Origin of the sequence: Cupriavidus sp. USMAA2-4, from assembly GCF_001854305.1 — a bacterium.
In the GTDB taxonomy this organism is placed as follows: Bacteria; Pseudomonadota; Gammaproteobacteria; order Burkholderiales; family Burkholderiaceae; genus Cupriavidus; species Cupriavidus malaysiensis.
In genome coordinates this window covers 4,210,267-4,235,400 of record NZ_CP017748.1, presented here as the reverse complement: position 1 = coordinate 4,235,400, position 25,134 = coordinate 4,210,267, and the positions used below count along the sequence as shown (strand labels likewise).

24 protein-coding genes are annotated in these 25,134 nt (G+C 68.8%); 1 reads left to right on the top strand and 23 read right to left on the bottom strand.

Going from position 1 to position 25,134, the window contains the following annotated elements; genetic code table 11:
• Positions 1–56: 56 nt before the first annotated feature.
• From BKK79_RS18880 to BKK79_RS18785, 20 genes are all read right to left on the bottom strand, one after another.
• On the bottom strand, positions 57–1,085 hold the full coding sequence (locus BKK79_RS18880) for an alpha/beta fold hydrolase (RefSeq protein ID WP_084084782.1): 1,029 nt from the start codon (positions 1,083–1,085) through the stop codon (positions 57–59).
• Between the two features lie 131 nt (positions 1,086–1,216).
• Positions 1,217–1,636: a gamma-glutamylcyclotransferase family protein gene (locus BKK79_RS18875; protein WP_071013647.1), complete on the bottom strand. Its 420-nt coding sequence runs from the start codon at positions 1,634–1,636 to the stop codon at positions 1,217–1,219.
• 2 nt (positions 1,637–1,638) lie between these two features.
• Positions 1,639–2,142 (bottom strand): ribonuclease E activity regulator RraA, encoded by a 504-nt coding sequence (gene rraA / locus BKK79_RS18870; RefSeq protein ID WP_071013649.1) that lies wholly within the window; start codon positions 2,140–2,142, stop codon positions 1,639–1,641.
• A 55-nt stretch (positions 2,143–2,197) separates the two neighbouring features.
• Entirely contained in the window at positions 2,198–3,967 is a 1,770-nt protein-coding gene (locus tag BKK79_RS18865; RefSeq protein WP_071038229.1) for a thiamine pyrophosphate-binding protein, read from the bottom strand.
• Between the two features lie 196 nt (positions 3,968–4,163).
• Positions 4,164–4,970: a LytR/AlgR family response regulator transcription factor gene (locus tag BKK79_RS18860; protein WP_071013655.1), complete on the bottom strand. Its 807-nt coding sequence runs from the start codon at positions 4,968–4,970 to the stop codon at positions 4,164–4,166.
• A gap of 86 nt (positions 4,971–5,056) precedes the next feature.
• Entirely contained in the window at positions 5,057–6,235 is a 1,179-nt protein-coding gene (locus BKK79_RS18855; RefSeq protein ID WP_071013658.1) for a sensor histidine kinase, read from the bottom strand.
• 85 nt (positions 6,236–6,320) lie between these two features.
• The gene (locus BKK79_RS18850; protein WP_071038228.1) at positions 6,321–6,692 is read right to left on the bottom strand and encodes a terminase; all 372 of its coding nucleotides are present in this window, start codon (positions 6,690–6,692) and stop codon (positions 6,321–6,323) included.
• 35 nt (positions 6,693–6,727) lie between these two features.
• Complete coding sequence (locus BKK79_RS18845; protein WP_231907922.1) at positions 6,728–6,937, bottom strand: LiaI-LiaF-like domain-containing protein; 210 nt, start codon at positions 6,935–6,937, stop codon at positions 6,728–6,730.
• 262 nt (positions 6,938–7,199) lie between these two features.
• The gene (locus tag BKK79_RS18840) at positions 7,200–8,147 is read right to left on the bottom strand and encodes a CysB family HTH-type transcriptional regulator (RefSeq protein ID WP_071013663.1); all 948 of its coding nucleotides are present in this window, start codon (positions 8,145–8,147) and stop codon (positions 7,200–7,202) included.
• Positions 8,144–9,298, bottom strand: a complete 1,155-nt coding sequence (locus tag BKK79_RS18835; protein WP_071013665.1) for a sulfate/molybdate ABC transporter ATP-binding protein — start codon at positions 9,296–9,298, stop codon at positions 8,144–8,146. The genes BKK79_RS18840 and BKK79_RS18835 overlap by 4 nt, the downstream gene beginning before the upstream one ends.
• 61 nt (positions 9,299–9,359) lie before the next feature.
• On the bottom strand, positions 9,360–10,271 hold the full coding sequence (gene cysW, locus BKK79_RS18830) for a sulfate ABC transporter permease subunit CysW (RefSeq protein WP_071038227.1): 912 nt from the start codon (positions 10,269–10,271) through the stop codon (positions 9,360–9,362).
• Position 10,272: 1 nt separating this feature from the next.
• On the bottom strand, positions 10,273–11,226 hold the full coding sequence (gene cysT / locus BKK79_RS18825; protein WP_071013671.1) for a sulfate ABC transporter permease subunit CysT: 954 nt from the start codon (positions 11,224–11,226) through the stop codon (positions 10,273–10,275).
• A 162-nt stretch (positions 11,227–11,388) separates the two neighbouring features.
• Positions 11,389–12,087, bottom strand: coding sequence for an RBBP9/YdeN family alpha/beta hydrolase (locus tag BKK79_RS18820; RefSeq protein WP_071013674.1), 699 nt, complete (start codon positions 12,085–12,087; stop codon positions 11,389–11,391).
• A gap of 32 nt (positions 12,088–12,119) precedes the next feature.
• Positions 12,120–12,965 carry an EAL domain-containing protein gene (locus BKK79_RS18815; protein ID WP_071013676.1) on the bottom strand — a complete coding sequence of 282 codons (846 nt, stop codon included), beginning with the start codon at positions 12,963–12,965 and terminating at the stop codon, positions 12,120–12,122.
• 65 nt (positions 12,966–13,030) lie between these two features.
• Entirely contained in the window at positions 13,031–13,246 is a 216-nt protein-coding gene (locus BKK79_RS18810; protein WP_071013679.1) for a TOBE domain-containing protein, read from the bottom strand.
• Positions 13,247–13,362: 116 nt separating this feature from the next.
• A complete protein-coding gene (locus BKK79_RS18805) occupies positions 13,363–14,244 on the bottom strand; it encodes an ATP-binding cassette domain-containing protein (protein ID WP_084084924.1) in 882 nt (293 codons plus the stop codon).
• Positions 14,245–14,332: 88 nt separating this feature from the next.
• Positions 14,333–15,151 carry an aliphatic sulfonate ABC transporter permease SsuC gene (gene ssuC / locus BKK79_RS18800; protein ID WP_071013683.1) on the bottom strand — a complete coding sequence of 273 codons (819 nt, stop codon included), beginning with the start codon at positions 15,149–15,151 and terminating at the stop codon, positions 14,333–14,335.
• Positions 15,152–15,161: 10 nt separating this feature from the next.
• Positions 15,162–16,325: an FMNH2-dependent alkanesulfonate monooxygenase gene (ssuD, locus tag BKK79_RS18795; RefSeq protein ID WP_071038225.1), complete on the bottom strand. Its 1,164-nt coding sequence runs from the start codon at positions 16,323–16,325 to the stop codon at positions 15,162–15,164.
• 56 nt (positions 16,326–16,381) lie between these two features.
• On the bottom strand, positions 16,382–17,383 hold the full coding sequence (locus BKK79_RS18790; protein WP_071038224.1) for a sulfonate ABC transporter substrate-binding protein: 1,002 nt from the start codon (positions 17,381–17,383) through the stop codon (positions 16,382–16,384).
• A 263-nt stretch (positions 17,384–17,646) separates the two neighbouring features.
• Positions 17,647–18,654, bottom strand: a complete 1,008-nt coding sequence (locus BKK79_RS18785) for a sulfate ABC transporter substrate-binding protein (RefSeq protein WP_071013691.1) — start codon at positions 18,652–18,654, stop codon at positions 17,647–17,649.
• Between the two features lie 614 nt (positions 18,655–19,268).
• Here BKK79_RS18785 and BKK79_RS18780 point away from each other — a divergent pair.
• Positions 19,269–19,646 carry a hypothetical protein gene (locus BKK79_RS18780; RefSeq protein ID WP_071013693.1) on the top strand — a complete coding sequence of 126 codons (378 nt, stop codon included), beginning with the start codon at positions 19,269–19,271 and terminating at the stop codon, positions 19,644–19,646.
• Between the two features lie 150 nt (positions 19,647–19,796).
• Here BKK79_RS18780 and clpB read toward each other — a convergent pair whose 3' ends face one another.
• The 3 genes from clpB to BKK79_RS18765 all read right to left on the bottom strand — a co-directional run bounded on the left by clpB (position 19,797) and on the right by BKK79_RS18765 (position 25,112).
• Positions 19,797–22,385, bottom strand: a complete 2,589-nt coding sequence (gene clpB, locus BKK79_RS18775) for an ATP-dependent chaperone ClpB (RefSeq protein ID WP_071038223.1) — start codon at positions 22,383–22,385, stop codon at positions 19,797–19,799.
• 217 nt (positions 22,386–22,602) lie between these two features.
• A complete protein-coding gene (locus tag BKK79_RS18770; protein WP_071038222.1) occupies positions 22,603–23,517 on the bottom strand; it encodes a MaoC/PaaZ C-terminal domain-containing protein in 915 nt (304 codons plus the stop codon).
• Positions 23,518–23,567: 50 nt separating this feature from the next.
• Positions 23,568–25,112 carry an acyl-CoA synthetase gene (locus BKK79_RS18765; RefSeq protein WP_071038221.1) on the bottom strand — a complete coding sequence of 515 codons (1,545 nt, stop codon included), beginning with the start codon at positions 25,110–25,112 and terminating at the stop codon, positions 23,568–23,570.
• Positions 25,113–25,134: the final 22 nt, after the last annotated feature.

Sequence of the window (25,134 nt, the reverse complement as noted above, 5' to 3'; positions counted from 1 at the left end):
GTGCATTTTTGCCGAACAGAACCTCTTTTCATATCGCAAAAAAAACGAGGTACCAGTCAAGCCGCTCGCTGCACATGCGCGGCAAGCAGCGCGGCACTCGCCTCGGCGCCCTCGATATGCTCGACGAACTCATGCACCATCGCGGCCATGCCGGCAGGGTCGGACAGCGGCAGCCAATGCCGCGCCTCGACTTCGCGCCGCCATAGCGACGGCACCCAGCGCGGCAGCTTGTCGAAAAGTGCGGGACGCACATAGCGGTCGAGCGTCGGCACGATCAATTGCACCGGTGCATGGGCGTAGCGCTGGCGCGGCGCCCGCAGGCGCGGCAGGAAATTGGCGCGGTACAGTGCCACGCCGCGGCAGCCGTCTTCGGCCTGGGTGAGACTGGCGCCGACCTCGACCCGCTCGCTCAGGCGCAGATAGCGCGACCAGTGACGTCCGAGCCAGGTCCGCCAGTTCCATTCAGGCAGCCAGGGCAGATGGAAGAAGAGGATGTACCAGGACGCCATCAGTTGGCGCAACGAGGCCAACAGCGCACCCGGCGTGGGGCGCCCGGCCCGCTCGCGCAGCGCCAGGCTGACGTGATCCAGGCACGGCCCGGAGCAGGACGTGAAGGAGGCGATGCGCCCGCGCAGGCGCGCATCGGTGACGAATTCCCAGCTCTGGATCGAGCCCCAGTCATGGCCCACCAGATGCACCGGCCCCTGTGGCGACACGGCATCCAGCACAGCGATGAAATCGTCGGCCAGGCATTGCAGGCGGTAGCCATCGCGCCCCGCCGGAGCGCCGGAGGCCCCGGCGCCGCGCACATCGTAGACGACCACCTCGAAAGCGCTCGACAGGCAGGCCGCCACGCCATCCCAGACATGGCTGTTGTCCGGGTATCCATGCACCAGCACCACCACGGGACACCCCGGACGCTCCCAGATGCGGCCGGCCAGGCGCACGTCGCCCGACATCACGGCAAAGGCCCGCGCGGCGGCGATGCGGACACCGCCTGGCGCGCCTTGGCCGGGCGGCCCGGCCGCCGGGGATGGCTTCGGTTCCTTAAGCGGCACGAAGGCGGGAGTAGAAGGTGGGGGCATGGGCTTCCTTTACATCAACGGATGTCAGGGTTGCCCATGCTAACCGGAAGGCGGCCGGGCAGGCAGCCCGGACAGCCGTTTGAAACGGATCGGTCGTTGCGGTGCCGCCGGTGCCGCCGACAGACGAAGCGTCAGGCGGGTGCTTGGTCGCGCGCGCGCCGGTAGGCCACCCAGTCACCGCTCTCGATGCGCGGCAGCGCGGCGGCAGCCGCGGCGTCGACCGGATAGATCAGGCAGTCCAGCGGCGCCCCGCCGGGGCGCGCTACCGGCATGGTGGTGCGCACGAACAGCGTGGCCTGGCCGGGATAGACCTCCTCGATCTCGTCGAGCACCGGCACCAGCGCCTCGTCGACCTCGTAGATATCGCCCAGCACCGCTCCCGCGGCGCCGTCGGCGACCAGCCCGGGATAGCTGCCGAAGTCATAGAGACGGCCCGCCACCGTGCCGCTGCCCAGGCAGCGCGGAGCGGCGATGCCATGGCGTGCCGCAGCGGTATTCAGATCGTTGACCTCGCCGGCGCGCAAGGTTCCATAGACGAAGACCAGCGGCATCTTCAGCCTGCATGGAGGGGCTTGTCGGCAACCAGCACGCCGTCGGCATCCGCATAGATCCAGTCGCCGGGATGCACCACGCCGCCCGGCATCTGTACGGCGACCTCACGCTCGCCGACGTTGCGCTTCTGGCTCTTCTGCGGATGCACGGCCAGCGCCCGCACGCCCACCTCGCAGGCATTGAGTTCGTCGGTATCGCGCACGCAGCCGTTGACCACGATGCCCACCCAGCCATTCTTGTCGGCAAGCTGGCCCAGGTTGCCGCCGACCAGCGCGCAGCGCAGCGAGCCGCCGCCGTCGACCACCAGCACGCGGCCCTCGCCCGGTGTCTCCAGGACCGCGCGCACCAGCGAGTTGTCCTCGAAGACCTTGAGCGTGGCGGCCTGCCCCGCGAACGTGGCGCGCTTGCCGAGCTGCCGCGCGAACACGGGCGCCAGCACGCGCAGCGTGCCGGCGGCGATGGCCGGCTCGTTGGCGTCGCACAGGTCGGTGGTGGCGAATATCATGGGTAACTCCTGGACTTGGTTGAAGGAATGCGGTGGCGGCGCATGCCCGCGCCACTCATTGGCCGCCGCGGCCGGCGGCGAGTGCCTGCGCACGGATCGCCGACAGGGTCGTGCGTGGCGTGATTGCATCGGGGTCGACGCGGACCTCGATCAATGCCGGGCGCCCCGCCGCCAGTGCTTCGCGCAGGGCAGGCTCGAAGGCGCTGGTCTCGGTCACGAGGACACCGTGCGCGCCGTAGGCTCGCGCCAGCGCGGCGAAGTCCGGGTTGTGCAGCTCGGTGCCGCTGACATGGGCCGGGTACTCGCGCTCCTGGTGCATGCGGATGGTGCCGTACATGCCGTTGTTGACCACGATGAAGACCACGGCGGCGCCGTACTGCACGGCCGTGGCCAGTTCCTGGCCGTTCATCAGGAAACAGCCGTCGCCGGCCAGCGCCACCACCGTGCGCTGCGGGAAGGCGATCTTGGCCCCGACCGCGGCGGGCACGCCGTAGCCCATGGCACCGCTGGTCGGCGCGAGCTGGCCGCGACCGCCGGCGCGGAAGGGGCGATAGCGGAAATAGCGGTGCAGCCAGCTGGCGTAATTGCCCGCACCATTGGTCACCACAGCATCGTCGGGCAGCACGCGGTCCAGGGTACGCACCACTTCGGCCATGTCCACGCCTGCGTGCGCAGCGCCCGCCTCGGCCGCCGGCGGCACGCGATAGCGCTCGTAGTCGGCATGTGCCGCCTCGGCCCAGGCACGCCAGCGCGCCGCCACCGGCGGCTCGAGGCGCGCCAGGCGCGCGGCGATGGCCGGCATCGAGGCCTGCACCATCAGGTCGGCCTGGTACACGCTGCCCAGTTCCTCGGCGCCCGCGTGCACGTGGATCAGCGTCTGCGTTGGTCGCGGCGCCCGCACCAGGGTATAGCCACCGGTGGTCATCTCGCCCAGGCGCGGCCCGACCGCCAGCAACAGGTCGGCGCCGCGGATCCGTTCCGCGAGCGCGGGATTGATGCCGATGCCGACGTCGCCCGCATAGTTGGGATGGCGGTTGTCGAACAGGTCCTGCCCGCGGAAGGCGCAGCCCACCGGCAGCGCAAAGCGCTCCGCGAACTGTTCCATCTGGGCGCAGGCCTCGGGCGTCCAGCCGCTGCCGCCCAGCAGCAGGAAGGGACGCTCGGCGCCGGCCAGCAGGCTGGCCAGGCGCGCCAGCTCGGCTTCGCCGGGCCAGCTCATGACACGCTGGTAGGGCGCGGGCAGGGCCGCCGCGGCGTGCCGGGTCAACATGTCCTCGGGCAGCGCCAGAACGACCGGCCCCGGGCGGCCGGCGGTCGCGGTCTGGTAGGCGCGCGCCACATACTCCGGAATGCGCTCCACCCGGTCGACCTGCGCCACCCACTTGGCCATCTGGCCGAACATGCGGCGATAGTCGATTTCCTGGAAGGCTTCGCGATCCATGAAGTCGGTGCCGACCTGGCCGATGAACAAGATCATCGGCGTCGAATCCTGGAAAGCCGTGTGGACGCCGATGCTGGCATTGGTCGCCCCTGGCCCGCGCGTGCAGAAGGCCAGGCCAGGCTGGCCGGTCAGCTTGCCGTAGGCTTCGGCCATCACGGCCGCCCCGCCCTCCTGCCGGCAGACGATGAAACGCATCTGCTCGCGGCGCCGGTGGAAGCCATCGAGCACGGCCAGGTAGCTTTCGCCCGGCACGCCGAAGGCCAGGCGTGCGCCCTGGGCCAGCAGGGTGTCGACCAGCAGGTGGCCACCCAGTTCGGCGGATGGCGAGGAAACAGCGGGATCAGCGGGAGCAGCGGAAGCAGGAGCGGGAATCGGCTGGGACATGACGGCTGGCGGCGGCTGGCGGCAGATGACGTCGAGGGAAGGCTCGGGCGGCAGCGCGACGCAGCAAACCGCAGCGTGCTGGCCGCCGCGCGTCCCAGGCCGGTCGGAGCGCGCAAGGCGCCGCCCCAAGCTCGACATCATAGAGGAAATCCACGCTGCCCAGCGCAGCGTGTCCCGCGCGACGGGACCGCCGCCGCTACATCTGGCGGAACAGGTGCGCGTACTGGCGCGCCACCGGCAGCATTTCGTTGCGGTGGCGCAGTTTGAGGCTGACCCGCCCCAGCGACTGGTTGACGGCACTGGTTACGCAATCGATGTTGACGACGGTGCCGCGGTGGATCTGCCAGAAGCGCTCTGGATCGAGCTGCTGCGCCAACTCGCGCAGGCTGGTGCGGATCAAGGCCTCGCCATTGGCCGACACCACGTTGACGTACTTATCGGTCGCCTCCAGGTAGATCACCTCGTCGACCGGGATGATGCGGACTTCCTGGCCCACCAGGGCCTTGATGAAGCGCAGGTACTGGCCCGGCTGCTGCGGCGGCCGCTCGAGCGACTCCAGCCGCTCGAGCAATTGGGCCAGGCGCGCGCTGTCGACCTGGGCCGGTGCGGGTCCGGCGGCAGCCGGCCCGGCCAGGCGGGCCTTGAGGCGCGCGACGGTGGCGGCCAGGCGCTCGCTCTGTACCGGCTTGAGCACGTAATCGACCGCGGCCCGCTCGAAAGCCTCTACCGCGAACTGGTCATAGGCTGTCACGAACACGACCAGCGGCGGCCGCGGCGACTCGAGCAGTTCGCGCGCCACGTCCAGGCCGCTCATGCCGGGCATGCGGATGTCGAGGAAGGCGACTTGCGGCGCTTCGGCACGCGCTGCCTCCAGCGCCGCCACGCCATCATGCACCGCCGCCACCACCAGTGCCTCCGGCCACAGCCGTGCCAGCTCGGCCTCCAGCACGCGGGCCAGCAGCGGCTCGTCATCGGCGATCAGGACGGTGGGACTTTGCGCCATCAGCGGACCTCCTCGATATCGTTGTCGTTGTCATTGCCGTTCAGTTGCCACGGCCGCTGCCGGCACAGCCGCCGAGGGCCCGCGGCTCAGGAACGTGCGGCGGCGCCGAGCGAAGCGGTGGCAGGCCTTCCCGCCAGCGCCGGCCCGGCTTCCCCGGCACCGGAAGCGGCGCGCTGGCCGGAATCCCTCGCCCCCTGGCCGATCGGCAGGGTCAGGCGCACGATCACGCCACGCGGGCTGTTCTCTTCGATCTGCATGGAAGCCCCGGCGCCGAAGATGCGCGCCAGCCGCTCGCGCACATGCGTCAGGCCGAGGCCGGAACCCTTGCCGCCGCCATGCGCAAACCCGACGCCGGTATCGGCAATCGACACCTGCACGGCGCCGTCGCCTGCGGCCCGTGCCGACAGCACGATGCGTCCGCCCATCATGCAAGGCTCGATACCGTGGGTGACGGCGTTCTCGACCAGCGGCTGGATCAGCATCGGCGGGATCTCGACCTCCGCCAGCTCGGCCGGCAGGTCGAGCTCATACGACAAGCGGGCGCCGAAGCGCATGCCCTGGATATCCAGGTAGCTGCGCAGCAGTTCGAACTCCTGGCTCAGCGTGCACTGCTCGGCGCGCGTATGCGCCAGCGAGGTGCGCAGGAAGCCGATCAGCCGCTGCAGCAGGCGGCGCGCAGCGTGCGGGTCGGTGGCGATGAGGCCATCCAGGTTGGCCAGCGAATTGAACAGGAAGTGGGGCTCGATCTGCGCCTGCAGTGCCATCAGCTGCGCACGCACCAGTTGCTTCTCCGCCTCCTCCCGCTGCAAGGCGTCGAGCGCCGCATGCCGCTCCAGGTAGGCCAGTTTCTCGCGCGACCAGTAGAAGTAGATCATGCTCGCTGAGGCCAGCATCCCCACCACCAGGCTGACACGCATCATTTCGCTGATCTCGCCCGGCGTCTTGGGCGGCAGGCCCAGCGACACGCGTGAGCACCAGCCGCCGATGATGACTCCCAGCGGCACTGCCGCCGCCGCCAGCAACAGGAAAGGCAGGCGGCGCGGCTTGTCGTTCCACCACAGGAAGACGCGCGGGATATCGATCAGCACCCAGATCGACAGACCGATCAACTGGCTGTAGACGAAGTTGTGCCAGAGCGAGCCGCCGGTCTGGAAACCGTAGTTCAGGCTGACCGCAATCACGGTGTTCATGCAGAGCACGAACGCGAGATCACGCATGAGGATCGAGAAACGCGACGGCACGGCAAGAGCAAGGCAGGGTTTCATGACAACTATCTTAACCGCGTCCGTGGCAGCGGCAAGGCCCGGGCACCGCGCCGGCAACGCCCGCGGCACGCCCGCCGCCCGCACCTCAGTCGGCCGCGCCCGGCTGCGGCCTGCGCGCACGCCACGCCTCGCGCCAGCCACCGCTCAACAGAAAGCGCGGAAAAGTGATCCATTGCTCGGCCAGGATGCGTGCCAGCGCGTCGCCTGCACCGCCGAACGGCTCGGGCGCGTGACGCTCAAGTCGATGGCCGCGCCCCTGCAGTGCCAGCGAGCCGAGCGCGGCGGCCAGGCCGGCGCCGGCGAACAGCGGGCTCCCCTGGCAGACGCCGGCCAGCACGGCCAATGTGCCGGCCATGAACAGGGGCACAGCGAACAGGTGCAGCAGCAGGTTGCGGGGATCCTGGTGGTTGCGGCCATAGCCGTGCCACTGCCACCGCAGCAGCGGGTCATCGCGCATGATCGGGCGCCTCGGGGGGCTGGCGGGTGCGCTGCTCAGCGGCGCAGGGCGCTGCGGCGCAGCAGCATCGCCACGCCGATGACCACCAGCAGCAGCGGCCACCACTGCCGCGCGAATGCTTGCGGCAGCAGCCCCGCATGCTGCAGCAGGAACACGCCGCCCAGCAGGATCAGGATCAGGGGGGCCAGCAGCCCGCGGTAGCGGGGGCGGCCGCAGCCTTCCTTCAATTCGTTCGCATTGCTCACTCGCGCTCTCCTCGCACCGGCCTCGAGGGGCCGTTTCCTGCGCCGCAGCATGCCGGCTCCAGCCCGTGTCCGGGCTCGGGGAGCAGCGCCGCCGCCGCAGCGTGAACGCAATGTACGCCCGGCGCCGCGGCGGCGGAAGATGCGTGCGACGAATGGGCCTGGCGAGGCGCCAACGGCCCGGCAGGATGCGCGAGCGGGCGGCGGTGGCTGCCTGTGCGGCCTGATCGACCGCACAGGCCCCGGCGCCGGCAGGACGCCGGGCTCAGGCGGCCAGCGCCTGCCGCCCCGCCGTCTCGGTCAGCACCGTGCTGACGGTCTCGCGCGACAGGTGGGGGGCGAACATATTGATGAAAGCATGGGCATAGCCGCGCAGGTAGGCACCACGCCGCACCGCCACGCTGGTGGTGTTGGCCTCGAACAGATGGTCGGCCGAGATGCGCACCAGGCCGGCATCCTTGCGCTCGTCGTAGGCCATCGACGCGATGATGCCCACGCCGAGCTCCAGCTCCGCATAGGTCTTGATCACGTCGGCGTCCATCGCTGTCAGGACGATCTCCGGCTGGAGGCCGGCGGCGGCGAAGGCGCCGTCGATCTTGCGGCGTCCGGTGAAACCGGCGTCGTAGGTAATGATGGGGAAGCTGGCGATATCTTCCAGCGTCGGCTCGGGCAGGTGCGTCAGCGGGTGATCCGGCGAAACCACCAGCACGTGCTGCCAGTGGTAGGCCTCGAAGGAGGTCAGCCCGGCTTCGCTGGCCACCGCCTCGGTGGCGATACCGATGTCGGCCTGCCCGGTCAGCAACAGTTCGACGATATGGGCAGGCGAAGCTTCCTGCAACGCCAGCGTCACATGCGGGTAGGCGCGACGGAAGCTCTGCACCACCTTGGGCAAGGCGTAGCGCGCCTGTGTATGGGTGGTGGCCACCGTCAGCCGGCCAGTGTGGCGCCCGGCGAACTCGTCGCCGGCCTGGCGCAGGTTCTCGGCCTCGAGCAGCAGGCGCTCGACGATGCGCACGATCTCGCGGCCCGGCTCGGTCAGGCCGGTCAGCCGCTTGCCGTAGCGCTCGAAGATCTCCACGCCCAGTTCTTCCTCGAGTTCGCGGATCTGGCGCGACACGCCTGGCTGGGAGGTGTAGAGGGCGTTGGCGACCTCGGTCAGGTTGAACTGGCGGCGCACCGCCTCGCGGATCGATCGTAGTTGCTGGAAATTCATTGTGTGGCTCCCTGCTTGGCGGCATGCGCGCCTCGTGCGCGCGCCGCGTTCTTGTCTTGTCCTTCGCCGCGCTGCACGAACACGCGCAACTGGCGCGGGCGTACCGCGAGCAGTTCGCCTTCGCGGAAGCCCGCGTGGCGGAAGCGCTCCAGCGGCAAGGCCGCCTCGATCACGCCCAGCTTGTCTTCGCGCTCCAGTTCGAGCTGCGCCACCGGCCCCAGCGCCAGCGCGCGGCGCAGCGTCACGGCGATGCCTTCGGCACCCGGCGCATAGCGCTCCAGGTCGAGTTCGTGCGGGCGCGCGTAGGCCACGGCTTCGCTGCCGTCCTCGTGGTCGGCTTCGTAGCTGCCGGCCACCACCGGCAGCGAGGCCTCTCCGGTATGCAGCACCCCGCCGCCGGCGCCCAGCTCGAGGCGGCCGTGGAACAGGTTCACGTTGCCGAGGAAGCCGAACACGAACGGTGTGGCCGGATGGTTGTAGACCGCTTCCGGCGTGCCCGCCTGCTCTACCTGGCCGCGGTTCATCAGCACCACCTGGTCAGCCACTTCGAGGGCCTCTTCCTGGTCATGCGTGACGAACACGCTGGTCACGTGCAGTTCATCGTGCAGGCTGCGCAGCCAGCGGCGCAGCTCCTTGCGTACCTTGGCGTCGAGCGCGCCGAACGGCTCGTCCAGCAGCAGCACGCGCGGCTCCACCGCCAGCGCGCGGGCCAGCGCGATACGCTGGCGCTGGCCGCCGGAAAGCTGGGTGGGATAGCGGTCGGCCAGCCAGTCGAGCTGCACCAGTTCCAGCAGCGAGCGCACCTTGTCGCGGATCTGCGCCTCGCCGGGCCGCTCGCCGCGCGGCTTCACGCGCAGGCCGAAGGCCACATTCTCGAACACCGTCATGTGCTTGAACAGCGCGTAGTGCTGGAACACGAAGCCGACGTTGCGCTGGCGCACATGCTGCTGCGAGGCATCGCTGCCCGACAGCAGGACCTGGCCGGCGTCTGCCCGCTCCAATCCGGCGATGATGCGCAGCAGCGTGGTCTTGCCGCAGCCCGACGGTCCCAGCAGCGCCGTCAGCTCGCCCTCGGCGAAATCCAGCGAGACCTTGTCGAGCGCGACGAAATCCCCGAAGCGCTTCTCCACGTTCCTGACCTGAATGCTCATGATGCCTGTCCTTGTTGCCTGTCGTGGGGGCTTGCCCCTGTCCTGCCTCACCTGCCCTGCTTCACGCCGGCGCGCCCTGCGCGCCGGCCTTGCTTTCCCTGGCGGCGCGCATCTCGACCAAGGTCTTGATGCCCAGCGTGACCAGTGCCAGCAGCGTCAGCAGCGAAGCCACCGCGAATGCCGCCGCGAAGTTGTATTCGTTGTAGAGGATCTCCACGTGCAGCGGCATGGTATTGGTCAGCCCGCGGATATGGCCCGACACCACCGAGACCGCGCCGAACTCGCCCATGGCCCGCGCATTGCACAGGATCACGCCGTACAGCAGGCCCCAACGGATATTGGGCAACGTGATGTGGCGGAAGGTCTGCCAGCCCGAAGCGCCGAGCACGATGGCGGCCTCCTCTTCTTCGCTGCCCTGCGCCTGCATCAGCGGAATCAGTTCGCGCGCGACGAAGGGGAAGGTCACGAAGATGGTCGCCAGCACAATACCCGGCACGGCGAACATGATCTTGATGTCGTGCGCTTCCAGCCACGGGCCCAGCCAGCCCTGCGCGCCGAACAGCAGCACGTAGATCAGGCCGGAGATCACCGGCGACACCGAGAACGGCAGGTCGATCAGCGTGATCAGCAGGCTCTTGCCGCGGAACTCGAACTTGGCGATGGCCCAGGCCGCCGCCACGCCGAACACCAGGTTCAGCGGCACCGCGATGGCGGCCACCGTCAACGTCAACTGGATCGCCGACAGGGCGTCGGGCTCGACCAGTGCCTCCCAATAGGTCTGCACGCCTTTGCGCAGGGCCTCGTAGAAGACCGAGGCCAGCGGCACGAACAGGAACAGGGCCAGGAACAGCACCGCCACCGCGATCAGGGCGCGGCGCACCCAGGGCGCCTCGCCGGTAGCGTCGTGGAAAGTGCCGGCGGGCTGCCTTGCGTTCAGGCGCCCTGCCAACGAGCTCGCTGCGGTTCCGGCCATCTCAGTGCTCCTCCGCCGCAGCGGCGTCATGCGCGGCTGCCCGCACACCCGACTGGTGGCGCCGGGTCCAGGCCTGCAGCAGGTTGATCAACAGCAGCAGCACGAACGAGATCACCAGCATCACCACCGCCACGGCGGTCGCACCGGCATAGTCGTACTGCTCCAGCTTGGAATAGATCATCAGCGGCGCGATCTCGGAGACCATCGGCATGTTGCCGGAGATGAACACCACCGAGCCGTACTCGCCGGTGCCGCGCGCGAAGGCCATGGCGAAGCCGGTCAGCAGGGCCGGCAGGATGGTCGGCAGGATCACGCGCCGGAAGGTCTGCAGCCGGGTCGCGCCCAGGCTGGCGGCGGCCTCCTCCAGTTCCTGCTCCACGTCCTCGAGCACCGGCTGCACCGTGCGTACCACGAAGGGCAGCCCGACGAAGGTCAGTGCCACCACCACGCCCAGCGGCGTGAAGGCAACCTTGATGCCGAGCGGCTCCAGCCAGCGGCCGAGCCATCCGTTACCGGCGAACAGCGCAGTCAGTGCAATGCCGGCCACCGCGGTCGGCAGCGCGAATGGCAGGTCCACCAGGGCATCGATCAGGCGCTTGCCGGGGAAGCGGTAGCGCACCAGCACCCACGCCACCACCAGGCCGAACACGGTGTTGACCACCGCCGCCACCAGCGAGGCACCGAACGAAAGCTGCAGGGAAGCCACCACGCGCGGCGCGCTGACCGTGTTCCAGAAGACCTGCCAGCTCATGGTGAAGGTCTTCAGGAAGGTCGCGGACAATGGGATCAGGACGATCAGCGCGAGATAGAACAGTGTGAAGCCCAGCGACAGTCCGAAGCCCGGCAGCACGGTGAAACGCTGGCTGATGCGCTGGCTGCTGCCGCGCCGCGCGGTGTTCGGCGCATCCGGCCGGGCCGGTGGCGGATTGTCCGCCAGGGAAAGGGAGGAAGGCATCTCGTCTCGTTTGCTGAAGCCCGGTGGGCCGCTTGCGCGGCGCTCCCGGGACGGGGGCTCTCTTCTTTATGCCGCCAACGCATATCGCGCCAGCCTACGAGACAGATTCTGCAGATCGCCCCTTATAAACAGAACGAATATTTGCGCATTTCTTTAATCGATTTAGATATAAGGAACCGTCGGCACGACTTCCACCCCCGATTCCCAGGGCCCGGCCCGCTCCTCGGTCGAAAGCGCGCCCGCCTCCGTCGCGTCGATCCGTTGCAGCAGCGTCGCGAGCAAGCCCAGCCCGGCGGGCCACTCTTCGAGTCCGGATTCGGCATTGATGTGCCCGAGGAGGCCCACGTCGACCAGTTCGCTGCCCCACAGCGTGCCCCAGCTGAAGGCGGTGCGCTGCGGCATCCAGGGGTCGTCGCGGCTGGCGACGAGCAGAGACGGGAAGGGCAGGTGCGAGGTGGGCAGCAAGCCACCGACGCCGAATTTCTCGGGATCGGCTGGCGCCACCAGCAGCGCGCCGGCGATGCCCGAGGGATCGAGCGCGGCCTGCCGCAGCACGGCCAGGCAGCCGAAGCTGTGCGCCACCAGCACCGCGCCGCGCGGCGCCACGCGCTGCGCGCGCATGACGCCCTCGGAGACGCGCTCGGTCCATAGCGCCAGGCTGGGCCGCGACCAGTCGTGCTGTTCGATGCGCTGCCAGCCGGCGAAGCGGCGTTCCCAGCGGCTCTGCCAATGCGCCGGGCCGCTGCCATGCAGGCCCGGAACGGTCAGCACCTGCAGCCCTTTTGGTACATCCAGGCGGGCCTCGTCGACGGCCGCTCGGGCAACCGCCCTGCCCGCCCCCTGCGTGATGATCCGGTTCATGCCAGTTTCCTTTCGGTTTCCGCTTTCGATGTTCAGCGTTGCACCAGGGGCGCGGCCGCGCGCAGGCTGCGCACGGTCACCGCCTCGCCGGTGTAGCTTCCCTGCCCCAGTGCGATACCGGCCGCCTGCAGGCGCTCCACCGACAAGGCGTCCTGCAGCCGCCGCCCCACCAGCGTCACCCCCGCATTGCTGGCGCTGGCATGCAGGCCGGCCAGTTGGCGGTCGGTCCAGGTACGGCGCATGTCCAGCTTGAGCCAGTCAGGCTGAGCATGCGCCATCAGCGCGCCGGCCTCGGCCGGATCGGCGGCCTGCAGGCTGACCGCGAAGCCGTTGCGGCGGTAGTTGCCCACCACGTGCAGCAGCAGCGGCAGGTCCTCGTTGGCGCTCGCCGGCACCTGGATCACGAAGCGATCCAGCGGCAGGCCCAGCGAATACAGCGCGCGCCGGAAAGCCGCGCCATGGTCGTCGGCCACTGCGGCCAGCAGGCGGTTGTGCACGTTGAGCACCAGCCTGCCGCTGCCGTCGGCGGCGAAATAGTTGATCGCATGCACCAGGCGCGACAGCCGGTCGAGCGAGACCAGGGAATCGTCGTCGGCAGCCATGGCGAACAACTTCCAGGCCGCCAGACCGGGATCGTCGCCGCCGGCCTGCGCGCCGGAGTAGGTCCGGATCGAGCCTTCGTGCGCCACCACGGTCCGGTCGGCGAGGTTGACCAGCGGCTCGAAGGCGCTGGTCAGGGAACAGTGGAAAAACTGCCCCTGCACCTGCCCGCGCGCGTCGCGCCAGAGCGTGCGCCCGGACTCGGGCTGGCGCGGCAGGGTGTCGATGTAGCGGGCGAGCGCGCTTGCCAGCGCGCCGGATTCGATCTCGCTTGCCATTGCGGTTTCCTCGCGCAAATCTCCGCCGGGCATGGCGACCGTCGCCGCCGAGTCCGTCGTCTGCGTCACAGCTTCGCCACGGAAACCTCGGTGGCCTTGACCAGCGCGACGACATCGCTGCCGATGGTCAGGCCGAGATCCTTGACCGAGCGCGTGGTGATGACCGAGGTCACGATGCCCGCCGGCGTCTGCACGTCCACCTCGGAGACCACGGGTCCCTCGATGATGGCGGCGACCTTGCCGCGGAACTGGTTGCGAACGTTGATGGCCTGAATGCTCATGATAGAAGCTCCTGCGGTTGAGGGAGTAAAAGTTGAATCCGGGCGGAAGCCCGGCAAGGTTGATCAGGGGAAGCGGCGCTGGCACCACGCCAGGCATGCACCATCCGGCACGCGGCCTAGACCGCCCAGCGCACCGATTCGACGCTGCGCACCAGCGACCAGTCGGCGCTCGCCTCGCACCCGTGCGGCGCCGGCGCATCCTCGGCGCCGCGCTGCGCCTGGCGCATCACGCGGCGCAGCACCGCGTCCTCCAGTTCGGCGAAGGCGGCACTGCCGCGCTGGCGCGGCCGCGCCAGCGCGACGGCATGGTCCAGCGTGATGCGGCCGTCTTCGATCAGCACCACGCGGTCGGCCAGGGCGATCGCCTCCGAAACGTCGTGCGTCACCAGCAGCGCGGTGAAACCGAGCCGCCGCCACAGGGATTCGATCAGGGCCTGCATCTCGATGCGGGTCAGCGCGTCCAGCGCACCCAGCGGCTCGTCCAGCAGCAGCAGGCGCGGGTGGTGCACCAGCGCGCGCGCCAGCGCCACCCGCTGGCGCTGGCCGCCGGACAGGCGCGCCGGCCATTCGCCGGCCCGTTCGGCCAGGCCGACCTGATCCAGCACGCGCGCGGCTTCCCCGCGGCGCTCGCGCGGCAGGCCGAGCGCGACGTTGTCCAGCACGCGCTTCCACGGCAGCAGGCGCGAGTCCTGGAACATCACGCGGATGTCACCCGGGAGCCCGCCGGCCGTTTCGCCTTCCCGGCCATCGAGCGCGATCTCGCCCGCGTCGGCGGCCTCCAGCCCGGCCACCAGGCGCAGCAAGGTACTCTTGCCGCAGCCGCTGCGGCCGACGATCGCGACGAACTCCCCCGGCGCGGCCTGCAGGTCCACGCCATGCAGGACTTCGCGGCCGTCGTAGCGCTTGACGACCTGCTGGATGCGCAGGGCCATACCGCCGGCAGCTGCCAGTTCGCGGGGCCGCTCCTGCGCCGCCCGCTCTTTCGTGCGTGCTTCCATCGTGCGCGCTTCCAGCAGGGCCAGCGCGGCCTGTTCGATCGGATTGCTCTGCATGCTTGCTCCTTGCCTCGTCCTTGCCGGTGCCCGCTCAGGCCGATTGATAGCCTGGATGCCAGCGCAGCCAGAAGCGTTCCAGCCCGCGCGACAGCACATCGGCCAGCTTGCCTAGCAGCGCGTACAGCAGGATGCCGACCAGCACCACGTCGGTCTGCAGGAATTCACGCGCGTTCATCGTCATGTAGCCGATGCCCGACTGCGCGGAAATAGTCTCGGCCACGATCAGGATGACCCACATCAGCCCCAGTGAGAAACGCACGCCCACCAGGATGCTGGGCAGAGCGCCGGGCAGGATCACCTCGCGGTACAGCCGCCAGCCCGACAGGCCGTAGCTGCGCGCCATCTCCACCAGGCCCGCGTCGACTGAGCGGATCCCGTGGTAGGTATTCAGGTAGACGGGGAAAAACACCCCGAGCGAGACCAGGAACAGCTTGGCGGTCTCGTCGATGCCGAACCACAGGATCACCAGCGGGATGAGCGCCAGCGGCGGGATGTTGCGCACCATCTGCAGCGTGCTGTCGAGCAAGGTCGCGGCCGGGCGGAAAGTGCCGGTCAGCAGGCCCAGCGCCAGGCCGAGGCCGCCACCGACGGCGAAACCGGCCAGCGCGCGCCAGGTGCTGACCCAGACGTGTTTCCACAATTCGCCCGACACGGCCAGGCCCCAGGCGGCCTCGGCCACCGCCAGCGGCGCCGGCAGCACGCGGTTGGACAGCCAGCCGGCCTGCGAGGCCGCCTGCCACACCACCACCAGCAGCACCGGCACCACCCAGGGTGCGATGGCCTGTCCGAGGGCACGCACCCGGGCCGTTCGCGGGCCGCGCTGCGACGCCGTCACCAAGGGAGCGGACATGGCGGTCTCCTCAGCTCTGCGCCGCGCGCGGCACGATGCCGGTGGCCATGACTTCGCCGAAGGGGCCCGACAGGACCTGGCCCGGCAGCTTCTCGCGCACCGCGCGCGGCAGCAGCGGGAACACCAGCTCGGCGAAACGGTAGGCCTCTTCCAGGTGCGGGTAGCCTGACAGCACGAAGGTGTCGATGCCCAGCTCGGCATACTCGGCCATGCGCGCCGCCACGGTCTTGGCGTCGCCGACCAGGGCGGTGCCGGCCCCGCCGCGCACCAGGCCTACGCCGGCCCACAGGTTCGGGCTGATCTCCAGCGCCTCGCGCGAACGCTTGGCACCGCCGGCATGCAGCGCGGCCATGCGGCGCTGGCCTTCCGAATCCATCTTGGCGAAGACCGCCTGCGCGCGCGCCACGGCGTCGTCGTCGAGCTTGCTGATCAGGTCGTCGGCCGCCGCCCAGGCCGCCGCCTCGGTCTCGCGCACGATCACGTGCAGGCGGATGCCGAAGCTGACGGTGCGGCCATGGCGCGCGGCGCGCGCGCGCACGTCGGCGATCTTCTCTGCCACCGCCGCGGGGGGCTCGCCCCAGGTCAGGTAGGTCTCCACCTGTTCGCCGGCGAGCTCATGGGCAGCTTCCGAAGAACCTCCGAAGTAGATCGGCGGATGCGGGCGCTGCAAGGGCGGATAGATGACCTTGGCCCCCTTCACCTGCAGGTGCTTGCCGGCGAAGCTGACCTGGCCGCCTTCGTGGCTGGCGGCCAGGACCTCGCGCCAGATGCGCAGGAACTCGCTCGAGGCCTCGTAGCGCTCGGCATGGTCGAGAAAGAGGCCGTCACCCTCCAGTTCGGCGACGTCGCCGCCCGTCACCAGGTTGACCAGCAGGCGTCCACCCGAGATGCGGTCGAAGGTGGCGGCCATGCGGGCGGCCAACGTCGGCGTCATCAGGCCCGGACGCAATGCCACCAGGAAGCGCAGCTTGCGCGTCACCGCGGCCAGCGCCGAGGCGGCCACCCAGGGATCCTCGCAGGAGCGCCCGGTGGGAATCAGCACGCCGTCGTATCCCAGCGAATCCGCCGCCACGGCGACCTGCTTGAGATAGTCGAAATCCACCATGCGCGCGCCCTGCGAGGTGCCGAGGTAGCGGCTGTCGCCGTGGGTGGGGATGAACCAGAAAACCTGCATGTCCTTGCCTCGTTTGTCTTCGCTAAGTCTTCGCTAAGCCGTCGTTGCGGGCGCCATCAGCGCGGCACCTGGCGCCAGCTGGCGTCAGCGACCTGGATCGCCTTGGGAATCAGCTTGAGTCCGTGGAACACATCGGCGATACGCTGCTGCTCGGCCAGCACCTCGGGCGTGACCGGCTTCGCGCCATAGGCGAAGCGCGCCACGGCCAGGTCCACCACCGCGGGTTCGAGACCGAGTTCGGTGGTCAGCACCGAAGACGCGGCCTTGGGGTTCTTTTCCGCCCAGGCGCCGAGGGCGGCCAGTTCGTCCAGGATCAGCTTGACCACATCGGGCCGCGCTTGCGCATAGGCCCGCGATGCCAGGTAGAACTGGTGGTTGCTGACCACGTTGCGGCCGTCGGCGAGCACGCGGGCATTGAGCTGGACCTGCGCGGCGGCCAGGAACGGATCCCAGATCACCCAGGCATCGACCGCGCCGCGCTCGAACGCGGCGCGCGCATCGGCCGGCGCCAGGTAGACCGGCTGGATTTCGCTGTAGGGCACGCCCGCCTTCTCCAGCAGGCGCACCAGCAGGTAGTGGACGTTGGAACCCTTGTTCAGCGCCACGCGCTTGCCGCGCAGGTCGGCCACCCGCTGGATGGCGGAATTGCGCGAGACCACGATGGCCTCCGCGGCCGGGGCCGGCGGCTCGTTGCCGATATAGGCAAGCTGGGCGCCGGCCGCCTGGGCGAAGATGGGCGGCGCCTCGCCCACGGTGCCGAAGTCGATCGAGCCGACGTTGAGGCCCTCTAGCAACTGCGGACCGGCCGGGAACTCCGTCCACTTGACGCCGATGCCGAGCGGCGCGAGGCGTTGCTCCAGCGTGCCGCGGGCCTTCAGCAGCGTCAGGGTGCCGTACTTCTGGTAGCCGATGCGGAGCTGCTTGGGATTGATGGACTGCGCGCCGGCCGGCGTGGCGAGCAGTGCGTAGAAAAGGCCGACCGCCGCCACCAGCGCGACCTGAAGCAGTCTGCGGGCACGGTTCGGCAGGGTCGGCAGGGAATTCTGGCTGGCGTTCATCGGTAGCGCTTCCTGGTTCGGTCTGCAGCATTCCATCGTCGGCACGGCCGCATGGCGCAACAGGCGCGCACGACCGCCCTCCTGCAGCCCGCCGCGCGGGCCGCATGCCTGCGGCGGGACCGGGGCTCGCTACGCGCGTGGCGCACCGGCCCTTGCCTGCCGTCCTTCAGTTCAAGCGGGACATCGTTCGCGGGGGGCGACCGCCTGCCTCGCCTTCGTTACGCGGGCCGGGGCTCCGTTCGCACGCCTCAGCCCCCCGGGGTTCAGCGCTTGCCTGGCTGGTAGATCTGGTCGAACGAGCCGCCGTCGGCAAAGTGGGCCTTCTGCGCCTTCTGCCAGCCGCCGAACACTTCGTCGATGGTGAACAGCTTCACTTTGGGAAAGTTGGCCGCGTACTTGGCCGCCACCTTCTCCGAAATCGGGCGGTAGTAGTTCTTGGCGGCGATCTCCTGGCCCTCTTCGCTGTAGAGGAACTGCAGGTAGGCTTCGGCCACCTTGCGCGTGCCCTTCTTGTCGACCACCTTGTCGACCACCGCCACGGGCGGCTCGGCCAGGATGGAGACCGACGGCGCGACGATGTCGAACTTGTCCGGACCGAGCTCCTTGACGGCGAGGATCGCTTCGTTCTCCCAGGCAATCAGCACATCGCCCAGGCCACGCTCGACGAAGGTGGTGGTGGCGCCGCGCGCTCCCGAGTCCAGCACCGGCACATGCTTGAGCAGCTCGCCCACGAATTCCTTCGCCTTCTGTTCATTGCCGCCCGGCTGGCGCAGTGCATAGCCCCAGGCTGCCAGGTAGTTCCAGCGCGCCCCGCCGGAGGTCTTCGGGTTCGGCGTGATCACCTGCACGCCCGGCTTGACCAGGTCGCCCCAGTCCTTGATGCCCTTCGGGTTGCCCTTGCGCACCAGGAACACGATGGTCGAGGTGTAGGGCGAGGCATTGTGCGGCAGGCGCTTCTGCCAGTCCGGCTTGAGCAGGCCCTTCTCCGCGATCGCATCGATGTCGTAGCCCAGCGCCAGCGTCACCACGTCCGCATCGAGGCCGTCGATCACCGAGCGCGCCTGCTTGCCCGAGCCACCGTGCGACTGGCGGATGGTCACGGCGTCGCCGCCCTTGGCCTTCCACTCCTTGGCAAAGGCCGCGTTCACGTCGACATACAGCTCACGGGTCGGATCGTAGGAAACGTTCAGCAGGTTGGTGTTGGCCGAGGCGCCTTGCGCCGCGCCGAGCAGTGCGACTGCCGCGAGTCCGATGGCCAGCTTGCGAATCATCTTGTCTTGCTCCCTTCTTCGTGTCGTGAAGCGCCCATCGGCGCCGGCTTTATGGCCTTCCGCGCTGGGAAAGCTTGCTTGTGTCAGGGGAGAAGACTACCGAGCGGCCTATCTGAACGGAACGAATGGTTTCGCCGATCCTTGCGCGCTTTGCGCATAAGATCCGGCCGCTATATGCACATGCCGCACAACGGCAGCGGACCGGCCGGGAGCACGGTGACAGCCGCCGCCACGATGGCGCGGCCCAAAGAAAAAACCCGCCCGCCTTGCGGCGCGCGGGTCAAGTTTCCTGGCGGAAACGGGTAGACAAGTCATGAAGAGCGCCCCCGCATCTCCATGACCGAACTCATGATAGCGAGGGCGTCCCGCGCGTGGCTTGACGCACGTCAAAGGCCATGCACGCTGGTACGAGTGGCGCCGGCAGCATGCCCGATAGACGCGCGCAGGAGCGGCCCTCGTGCCGTTCGTGACACGCGGCGGCTCGGCATGGCCGCGCTCGACCTGCACTTGGACACGTCCGGTTGAGGATGTAAAGGAGCCGTTACAAAGCCGGCCAACTGTAATGTAGGCCTGGGGCTAGAGTAGAGTCATCGACGTCCCCGGAGAAGAAAATCATGAAGCGCCCCTTGCTGGTCGTCGCGGCCTGCGGTGCCCTGGCCCTGGTCGCCGCGCAGTCCGCACTGGCTCGCGTCGACGTCGACTTGAACATCGGTGTCCCGGCCCCGGTCTATGCCCCGCCGCCGGTCTATGTGGCGCCCCCCGCGCCGGTCTATGCACCGCCCCCGGTGGTCTATCCGGCCTATCCGGCGGCACCGGTGATGGTTGCGCCGCCGGGCATCGTGATCGGCTGGCACGGCGACCGCTACTGGGACGGCCGCCGCTGGTGGGGCCGCGAGGAATGGCGTGGGCGTGGCCACGATGAGTGGCGCGGGCGTGGGCACGAGGAGTGGCGCGAACGTGGCCATGAGGAGTGGCGCGAACATCACCGATGAACGTGCGGTGAACGTGACCGCGCTTGACCCAGTGCTCGGGGCATGGTCCCCATCCACCCTCTCATTTCACCGCGTCGCAAACAAAAACCGCCCCGGATGGGGCGGTCTTCATGGCAGCGCATCGGCCGCCCGGCGAGCGGCCGATGCCGCTCAGTGGACGTTGCGGCCGAAGGTGAACTCGCCGTCGCGGTAGTCCACCGGTACCACATCCTTGGCGGCGAACCTGCCCTCGAGGATGGCACGCGCGACCGGGTTCTCGATCTGCTGCTGGATCGCCCGCTTGAGCGGCCGCGCCCCGAACACCGGATCGTAGCCCGCCGTGGCGATCTTGCGCAGCGCCTCGTCGGTGACCTCCAGCGTCATGTCCATGCGGGCCAGGCGAGCCTGCAGGCGTTGCAGCTGGATGCGCGCGATCGACTCGATATTGCGCTGGTCGAGCGCGTGGAACACCACCACTTCATCGATGCGGTTGAGGAACTCGGGGCGGAAATGTGTGCGCACTTCCTGCCATACCGCGCCCTTCACCGCCTCCTGCGGCTCGCCAGCCATCGACTGGATCAACTGCGAACCCAGGTTCGACGTCATTACGATCACGGTGTTCTTGAAGTCCACCGTGCGGCCCTGGCCATCGGTCAGGCGGCCGTCGTCGAGCACCTGCAGCAGCACGTTGAAAACGTCCGGGTGGGCCTTCTCGACTTCATCCAGCAGTACCACGCTGTAAGGCTTGCGGCGCACCGCCTCGGTCAGGTAGCCGCCTTCCTCATAGCCGACATAGCCCGGAGGCGCACCGATCAGGCGGCTCACGCTGTGCTTCTCCATGAACTCGCTCATGTCGATGCGGATCAGGTGCTCCTCGGAGTCGAACAGGAACTCGGCCAGCGCTTTGCACAGCTCGGTCTTGCCCACGCCGGTCGGCCCCAGGAACAGGAAGGAACCGTAGGGCTTGTTCTCGTCCGAGATGCCGGCGCGCGAACGGCGGATGGCGTCGGACACCAGCCGCACGGCCTCGTCCTGCCCAACCACGCGCTGGTGCAGCCTGTCCTCCATCTTGAGCAGTTTCTCGCGCTCGCCCTGCATCATCTTCGACACCGGGATGCCGGTCGCACGGCTCACCACCTCGGCGATCTCCTCGGCGCCCACCTGCGTGCGCAGCAGCTTGTTGGGCTGCTTCTGCTCGCTGGCCTCGGCCGCCGTCGCCGCCTTCAGCTTGCCTTCCAATTCGGGCAGCCTGCCATATTGCAGCTCCGCCACCTTGTCGAGCTTGCCTTCCCGCTGCAGCTTGGCGATCTCGAGCTTGATCTTGTCGATCTCTTCCTTCAGCGCGGCGGCCCCTTGGGCTGCGCCCTTCTCGGCCTTCCAGATCTCATCGAGGTCCGCATACTCCTTCTGCAGGCGCTCGATCTCCTGCTCGATCAGTTCCAGGCGCTTCTGCGAAGCCTCGTCGGTCTCCTTCTTGACCGCCTCGCGCTCGATCTTCAGCTGGATCAGCCGGCGGTCGAGCTTGTCCATCGCCTCCGGCTTGGAGTCGATCTCCATCTTGATGCGCGCCGCCGCCTCGTCGATCAGGTCAATGGCCTTGTCCGGCAGGAAGCGGTCGGTGATATAGCGGTGCGACAGCTCCGCCGCTGCGACGATGGCCGGGTCGGTGATCTCGACGCCGTGGTGCAGCTCGTACTTCTCCTGCAACCCGCGCAGGATGGCGATGGTGGCTTCCACCGTGGGCTCGTCCACCAGCACCTTCTGGAAACGGCGCTCGAGCGCGGCATCCTTCTCGATGTACTTGCGGTACTCGTCGAGCGTGGTGGCACCGATGCAGTGCAGCTCGCCGCGCGCCAGCGCGGGCTTGAGCATATTGCCCGCATCGATCGCGCCCTCGGCCTTGCCGGCGCCCACCATGGTGTGGATCTCGTCGATGAAGACGATGGTCTGTCCTTCGTCCTTGGCCACGTCGTTGAGCACCGCCTTCAGGCGCTCCTCGAACTCGCCGCGGTACTTGGCGCCAGCCAGCAGGCCGGCCATGTCGAGCACCAGCACGCGCTTGTTCTTCAGGCTCTCGGGCACCTCGCCATTGACGATGCGCTGGGCCAGGCCCTCTACGATGGCGGTCTTGCCCACGCCCGGCTCGCCGATCAGCACCGGGTTGTTCTTGGTGCGGCGCTGCAGGATCTGGATGGCGCGGCGGATCTCGTCGTCACGGCCGATCACGGGATCGAGCTTGCCGAGGCGCGCGCGCTCAGTCAGGTCGATGGTGTACTTCTTGAGCGCCTCGCGCTGGGTCTCGGCATCGGCACTGTTGACGTTGTCACCGCCCCGCACGGCCTGGATGGCTGCCTCCAGCGACTTGCGGCTGAGGCCGTTCTCGCGCGCGATGCGGCCCGCCTCCCCCTTGTCGTCGGACAGGGCCAGCAGGAACAATTCGCTGGCGATGAACTGGTCGCCGCGCTTGATCGCTTCCTTCTCGGTGGCATTGAGCAGCGCGCCCAGGTCGCGCCCGACCTGCACCTCGCTGCTGCCCTGCACCTGCGGCAAACGCTTGATGGCAGCATCCAGAGCCGGCTGCAGGCCGTTCACGTTGACGCCGGCGCGGGCCAGCAGGCTGCGCGCCCCGCCGTCCTGCTGCGTCAGCAGCGCGCGCAGCACGTGCTGCGGCTCGATGTATTGATTGTCGTGTCCGATCGCCAGGCTCTGTGCATCAGCCAGCGCTTCCTGGAACCGGGTCGTCAGTTTGTCCAAACGCATGTGGAATCCCTCTCTCGGTGTGTGTCCTGATGAGGAGGAGGCGATGGTCCCGATGCCGGCGCTTGCCACGCCAGGCAACCATCGTGGAGCGCTTCCCGCGCCCGTTTCCCCATGTCGGACAGCCAATGTCTAACGGGAAGATAGGGCTTGCGCGAGACATTTCAAGGCTGCCGTGCATGACTTCTGATGCGCATCAAAAAGCACATGATGGAGTGCTTCAGACTGCTCCGCGCGCGCCCTTGTTTTCCAGGTTGCGCACCAGCACCAGGGCCTCGCCCTGCAGCACCACACGCCCGTCGCCGCCCGACACCACCGTGGCCAGATTGACCAGCTCCTTGTCGGCGCGCAGCCGCGTAACCCGCACCGAAGCGGTCAGCGGCTCGCCCAGGCGCGCGGCCGAGCACAGCCGCAGCGACTGCTTCATCCAACCGGTGCCCCGGCCGGGCAGGCGGGTCCCGAGCAGGTCGGAGAACATGCCGGCCAGCAATGGCAGCGGCACGATGGCGCCATCGAAGCCGCGGCTGCGGGCGAATACCGGATCGGTGTAGAAGGGATTGCTGTCGTCGGTCAGCGACACGTACTCGTCGGTATCGTCGACACCGAAGGTACGTGCGGCAGACGCCTCCTGCCCGATCGATAGATGATAGAGCGAGGCGTCGACCGCCGGCACGCGCGCCATGCCATCCTGGTCGAGTGGCGCCGGCCGCATCATCGCCAGCAGGTCGGCGGTGGCATCGGCCAGCAGCATTGCCGCGCCGTGCGCCGTGACCTGGTCCTCGGCATTCGTGATGCGCTCGCGGCCGCGCTGCACGCAACGGATCGATGTGTCGAGCGCGATGCGCCCCGGGCCGGGCGCATCCTGCAGCACCAGCGCGGCTGTCACACCATCGCCGACGAAGGTCGGGCGCGGAAACATCAGCGTCTGCGCGATCGGCAGCACAGGACGCGGTATGCTGCGCCGTATCTGCGCGCACAGCAGGGAGAACAGCAGCATCCCGTGCGCAACCGTGGCACCGAAATGCGTTGCGCGCGCGAAGGCCGGGTCGCAGTGGATGGGATTGTCGTCGCGCGACAATACGGCAAAGCGGTCGAAGTCCTCTTGCGCCAGCACGCGCGGACGGGATGCGTTCATGGTCGGGTTCCGGTGGGGGCGACGGAAGGCGCGGCGCCCCGGGGATCGGTTCAGGATGGGTACAGGCCGCGCAGCTTGTGCTTCTCGACCTTGCCCGAGGGCGTGCGCGGCAGTGCGTCGACGAAGCGCACATGGCGTGGAACCTTGAACGCTGCCAGCCGCGCGCGGCAATGCGCGAGCACCGCCGGCTCGTCCAGCGAGGCGCCTGGCTTGCGCACCACCAGCGCCAGGCCGACCTCGCCCCAGCGGGCGTCGGCGGTGCCGATCACGGCGGCTTCGGCCACCTGCGGCAGCTGGAACAGCACGTTCTCGACTTCCGCCGGATAGACGTTCTCGCCGCCGGAGATGAACATGTCCTTGGCACGGTCGACGATGTAGTAGTCGCCCTCGTCATCCATGTAGGCGATGTCCCCCGAATGCAGCCAGCCGTCGCGGATGGCCGCCGCCGTGGCTTCCGGCAGGTTCCAGTAGCCGGGCGTGACGCCCGGCCCCTTGATCAGCAGTTCGCCACGCTCGCCCGGACGCACGTCGCGGCCGTCGGCGTCGACCACGCGCGTCAGCATGGAGCCGACCGGTTTGCCAATGGTGCCGATCTTGCGCCGCGCGGTCTGCTCCTCGCAGACGAACACCGTGGGGCCGGTCTCGGTCATGCCGAAGCCGAAGCAGATCGTCACGCCCTTGGCCAGATAGGCCTCCAGCAGCGGCTGCGGCACCGGCGAACCGCCCGCCGCCGCGCTGCGCAGGCCGGACAGGTCGGCCGCGGCGAAGCCGGGATGCTGGCTGAGGAACAGGTAGACCGACGGCACCGCGAAGAACATGGTGATGCCGGCGCCGTGGCGGGCATCGAGGCGGTCCAGCGTGGCCGCGGCGTCGAACTGGCGCATGATGTGCACCGTGCCACCGGCGTGCAGCACAGGGTTGGCGTACAGGTTCAGCCCGCCGGTATGGAAGAAAGGCAGCACGTTCAGGAACACGTCGTCGCGCGTGATCTTGTTGGCCAGCATGGCGTTGACGGCGTTGAAGTACACCATGCCGTAGGTCTGCTTGACCCCCTTGGGGCGGCCGGTGGTGCCGGAGGTATAGAGCAGGTGCCAGACCTCGTGCTCGTCGCGGCAAGGCATCTCGACGATGCGCCCGGAGGCCGAGGCCAGGGCCGCCTCGTACTCGGTCCAGCCACCCGGCACGTCGGCCGCCTCGTCGTCGGCCAGGTGGAGCACGGCGCGCAGCGGGATCTCACGGGCCAGTTGCGCGGCCACGCCGAGCATGCCGTCGCCGGCCACCAGCAGATCCGGCGCGCAATCGCGCAGGATCGGCAGCAGCTCGGCCGCCGGTGCGCGCCAGTTCAGGCAGACCAGGATCATGCCCGCCTTGGCGCAGCCATACAGCATCTCGAAATAGTCGCTGCTGTTGTGCGCCAGCACGGCCACCCGTGCCCCGGGTGCCAGCCGCAGGCCGTCGGTCAGGTATTCGGCGAAGCGGCTCGCGCGTTCGTCGAACTGGCGATACGTCACGCTGCGGCCGCTCTCCACGTCCACCAGCGCCACTTTGTCCGGATGATGCTGGGCGTTCTTGTGCAGCCAGTCGATCACGTACATTGCCCGGGGTCTCCATGTGTCG

Coding starts and splice junctions, on each gene's coding strand:
- BKK79_RS18880 (WP_084084782.1), bottom strand. CDS start 1,085: ATGCCCCCACCTTCTACTCCCGCCTTCGTGCCGCTTAAGGAACCGAAG.
- BKK79_RS18875 (WP_071013647.1), bottom strand. CDS start 1,636: ATGCCGCTGGTCTTCGTCTATGGAACCTTGCGCGCCGGCGAGGTCAAC.
- rraA (WP_071013649.1), bottom strand. CDS start 2,142: ATGATATTCGCCACCACCGACCTGTGCGACGCCAACGAGCCGGCCATC.
- BKK79_RS18865 (WP_071038229.1), bottom strand. CDS start 3,967: ATGTCCCAGCCGATTCCCGCTCCTGCTTCCGCTGCTCCCGCTGATCCC.
- BKK79_RS18860 (WP_071013655.1), bottom strand. CDS start 4,970: ATGGCGCAAAGTCCCACCGTCCTGATCGCCGATGACGAGCCGCTGCTG.
- BKK79_RS18855 (WP_071013658.1), bottom strand. CDS start 6,235: ATGAAACCCTGCCTTGCTCTTGCCGTGCCGTCGCGTTTCTCGATCCTC.
- BKK79_RS18850 (WP_071038228.1), bottom strand. CDS start 6,692: ATGCGCGATGACCCGCTGCTGCGGTGGCAGTGGCACGGCTATGGCCGC.
- BKK79_RS18840 (WP_071013663.1), bottom strand. CDS start 8,147: ATGAATTTCCAGCAACTACGATCGATCCGCGAGGCGGTGCGCCGCCAG.
- BKK79_RS18835 (WP_071013665.1), bottom strand. CDS start 9,298: ATGAGCATTCAGGTCAGGAACGTGGAGAAGCGCTTCGGGGATTTCGTC.
- cysW (WP_071038227.1), bottom strand. CDS start 10,271: ATGGCCGGAACCGCAGCGAGCTCGTTGGCAGGGCGCCTGAACGCAAGG.
- cysT (WP_071013671.1), bottom strand. CDS start 11,226: ATGCCTTCCTCCCTTTCCCTGGCGGACAATCCGCCACCGGCCCGGCCG.
- BKK79_RS18820 (WP_071013674.1), bottom strand. CDS start 12,087: ATGAACCGGATCATCACGCAGGGGGCGGGCAGGGCGGTTGCCCGAGCG.
- BKK79_RS18815 (WP_071013676.1), bottom strand. CDS start 12,965: ATGGCAAGCGAGATCGAATCCGGCGCGCTGGCAAGCGCGCTCGCCCGC.
- BKK79_RS18810 (WP_071013679.1), bottom strand. CDS start 13,246: ATGAGCATTCAGGCCATCAACGTTCGCAACCAGTTCCGCGGCAAGGTC.
- BKK79_RS18805 (WP_084084924.1), bottom strand. CDS start 14,244: ATGGAAGCACGCACGAAAGAGCGGGCGGCGCAGGAGCGGCCCCGCGAA.
- ssuC (WP_071013683.1), bottom strand. CDS start 15,151: ATGTCCGCTCCCTTGGTGACGGCGTCGCAGCGCGGCCCGCGAACGGCC.
- ssuD (WP_071038225.1), bottom strand. CDS start 16,325: ATGCAGGTTTTCTGGTTCATCCCCACCCACGGCGACAGCCGCTACCTC.
- BKK79_RS18790 (WP_071038224.1), bottom strand. CDS start 17,383: ATGAACGCCAGCCAGAATTCCCTGCCGACCCTGCCGAACCGTGCCCGC.
- BKK79_RS18785 (WP_071013691.1), bottom strand. CDS start 18,654: ATGATTCGCAAGCTGGCCATCGGACTCGCGGCAGTCGCACTGCTCGGC.
- BKK79_RS18780 (WP_071013693.1), top strand. CDS start 19,269: ATGAAGCGCCCCTTGCTGGTCGTCGCGGCCTGCGGTGCCCTGGCCCTG.
- clpB (WP_071038223.1), bottom strand. CDS start 22,385: ATGCGTTTGGACAAACTGACGACCCGGTTCCAGGAAGCGCTGGCTGAT.
- BKK79_RS18770 (WP_071038222.1), bottom strand. CDS start 23,517: ATGAACGCATCCCGTCCGCGCGTGCTGGCGCAAGAGGACTTCGACCGC.
- BKK79_RS18765 (WP_071038221.1), bottom strand. CDS start 25,112: ATGTACGTGATCGACTGGCTGCACAAGAACGCCCAGCATCATCCGGAC.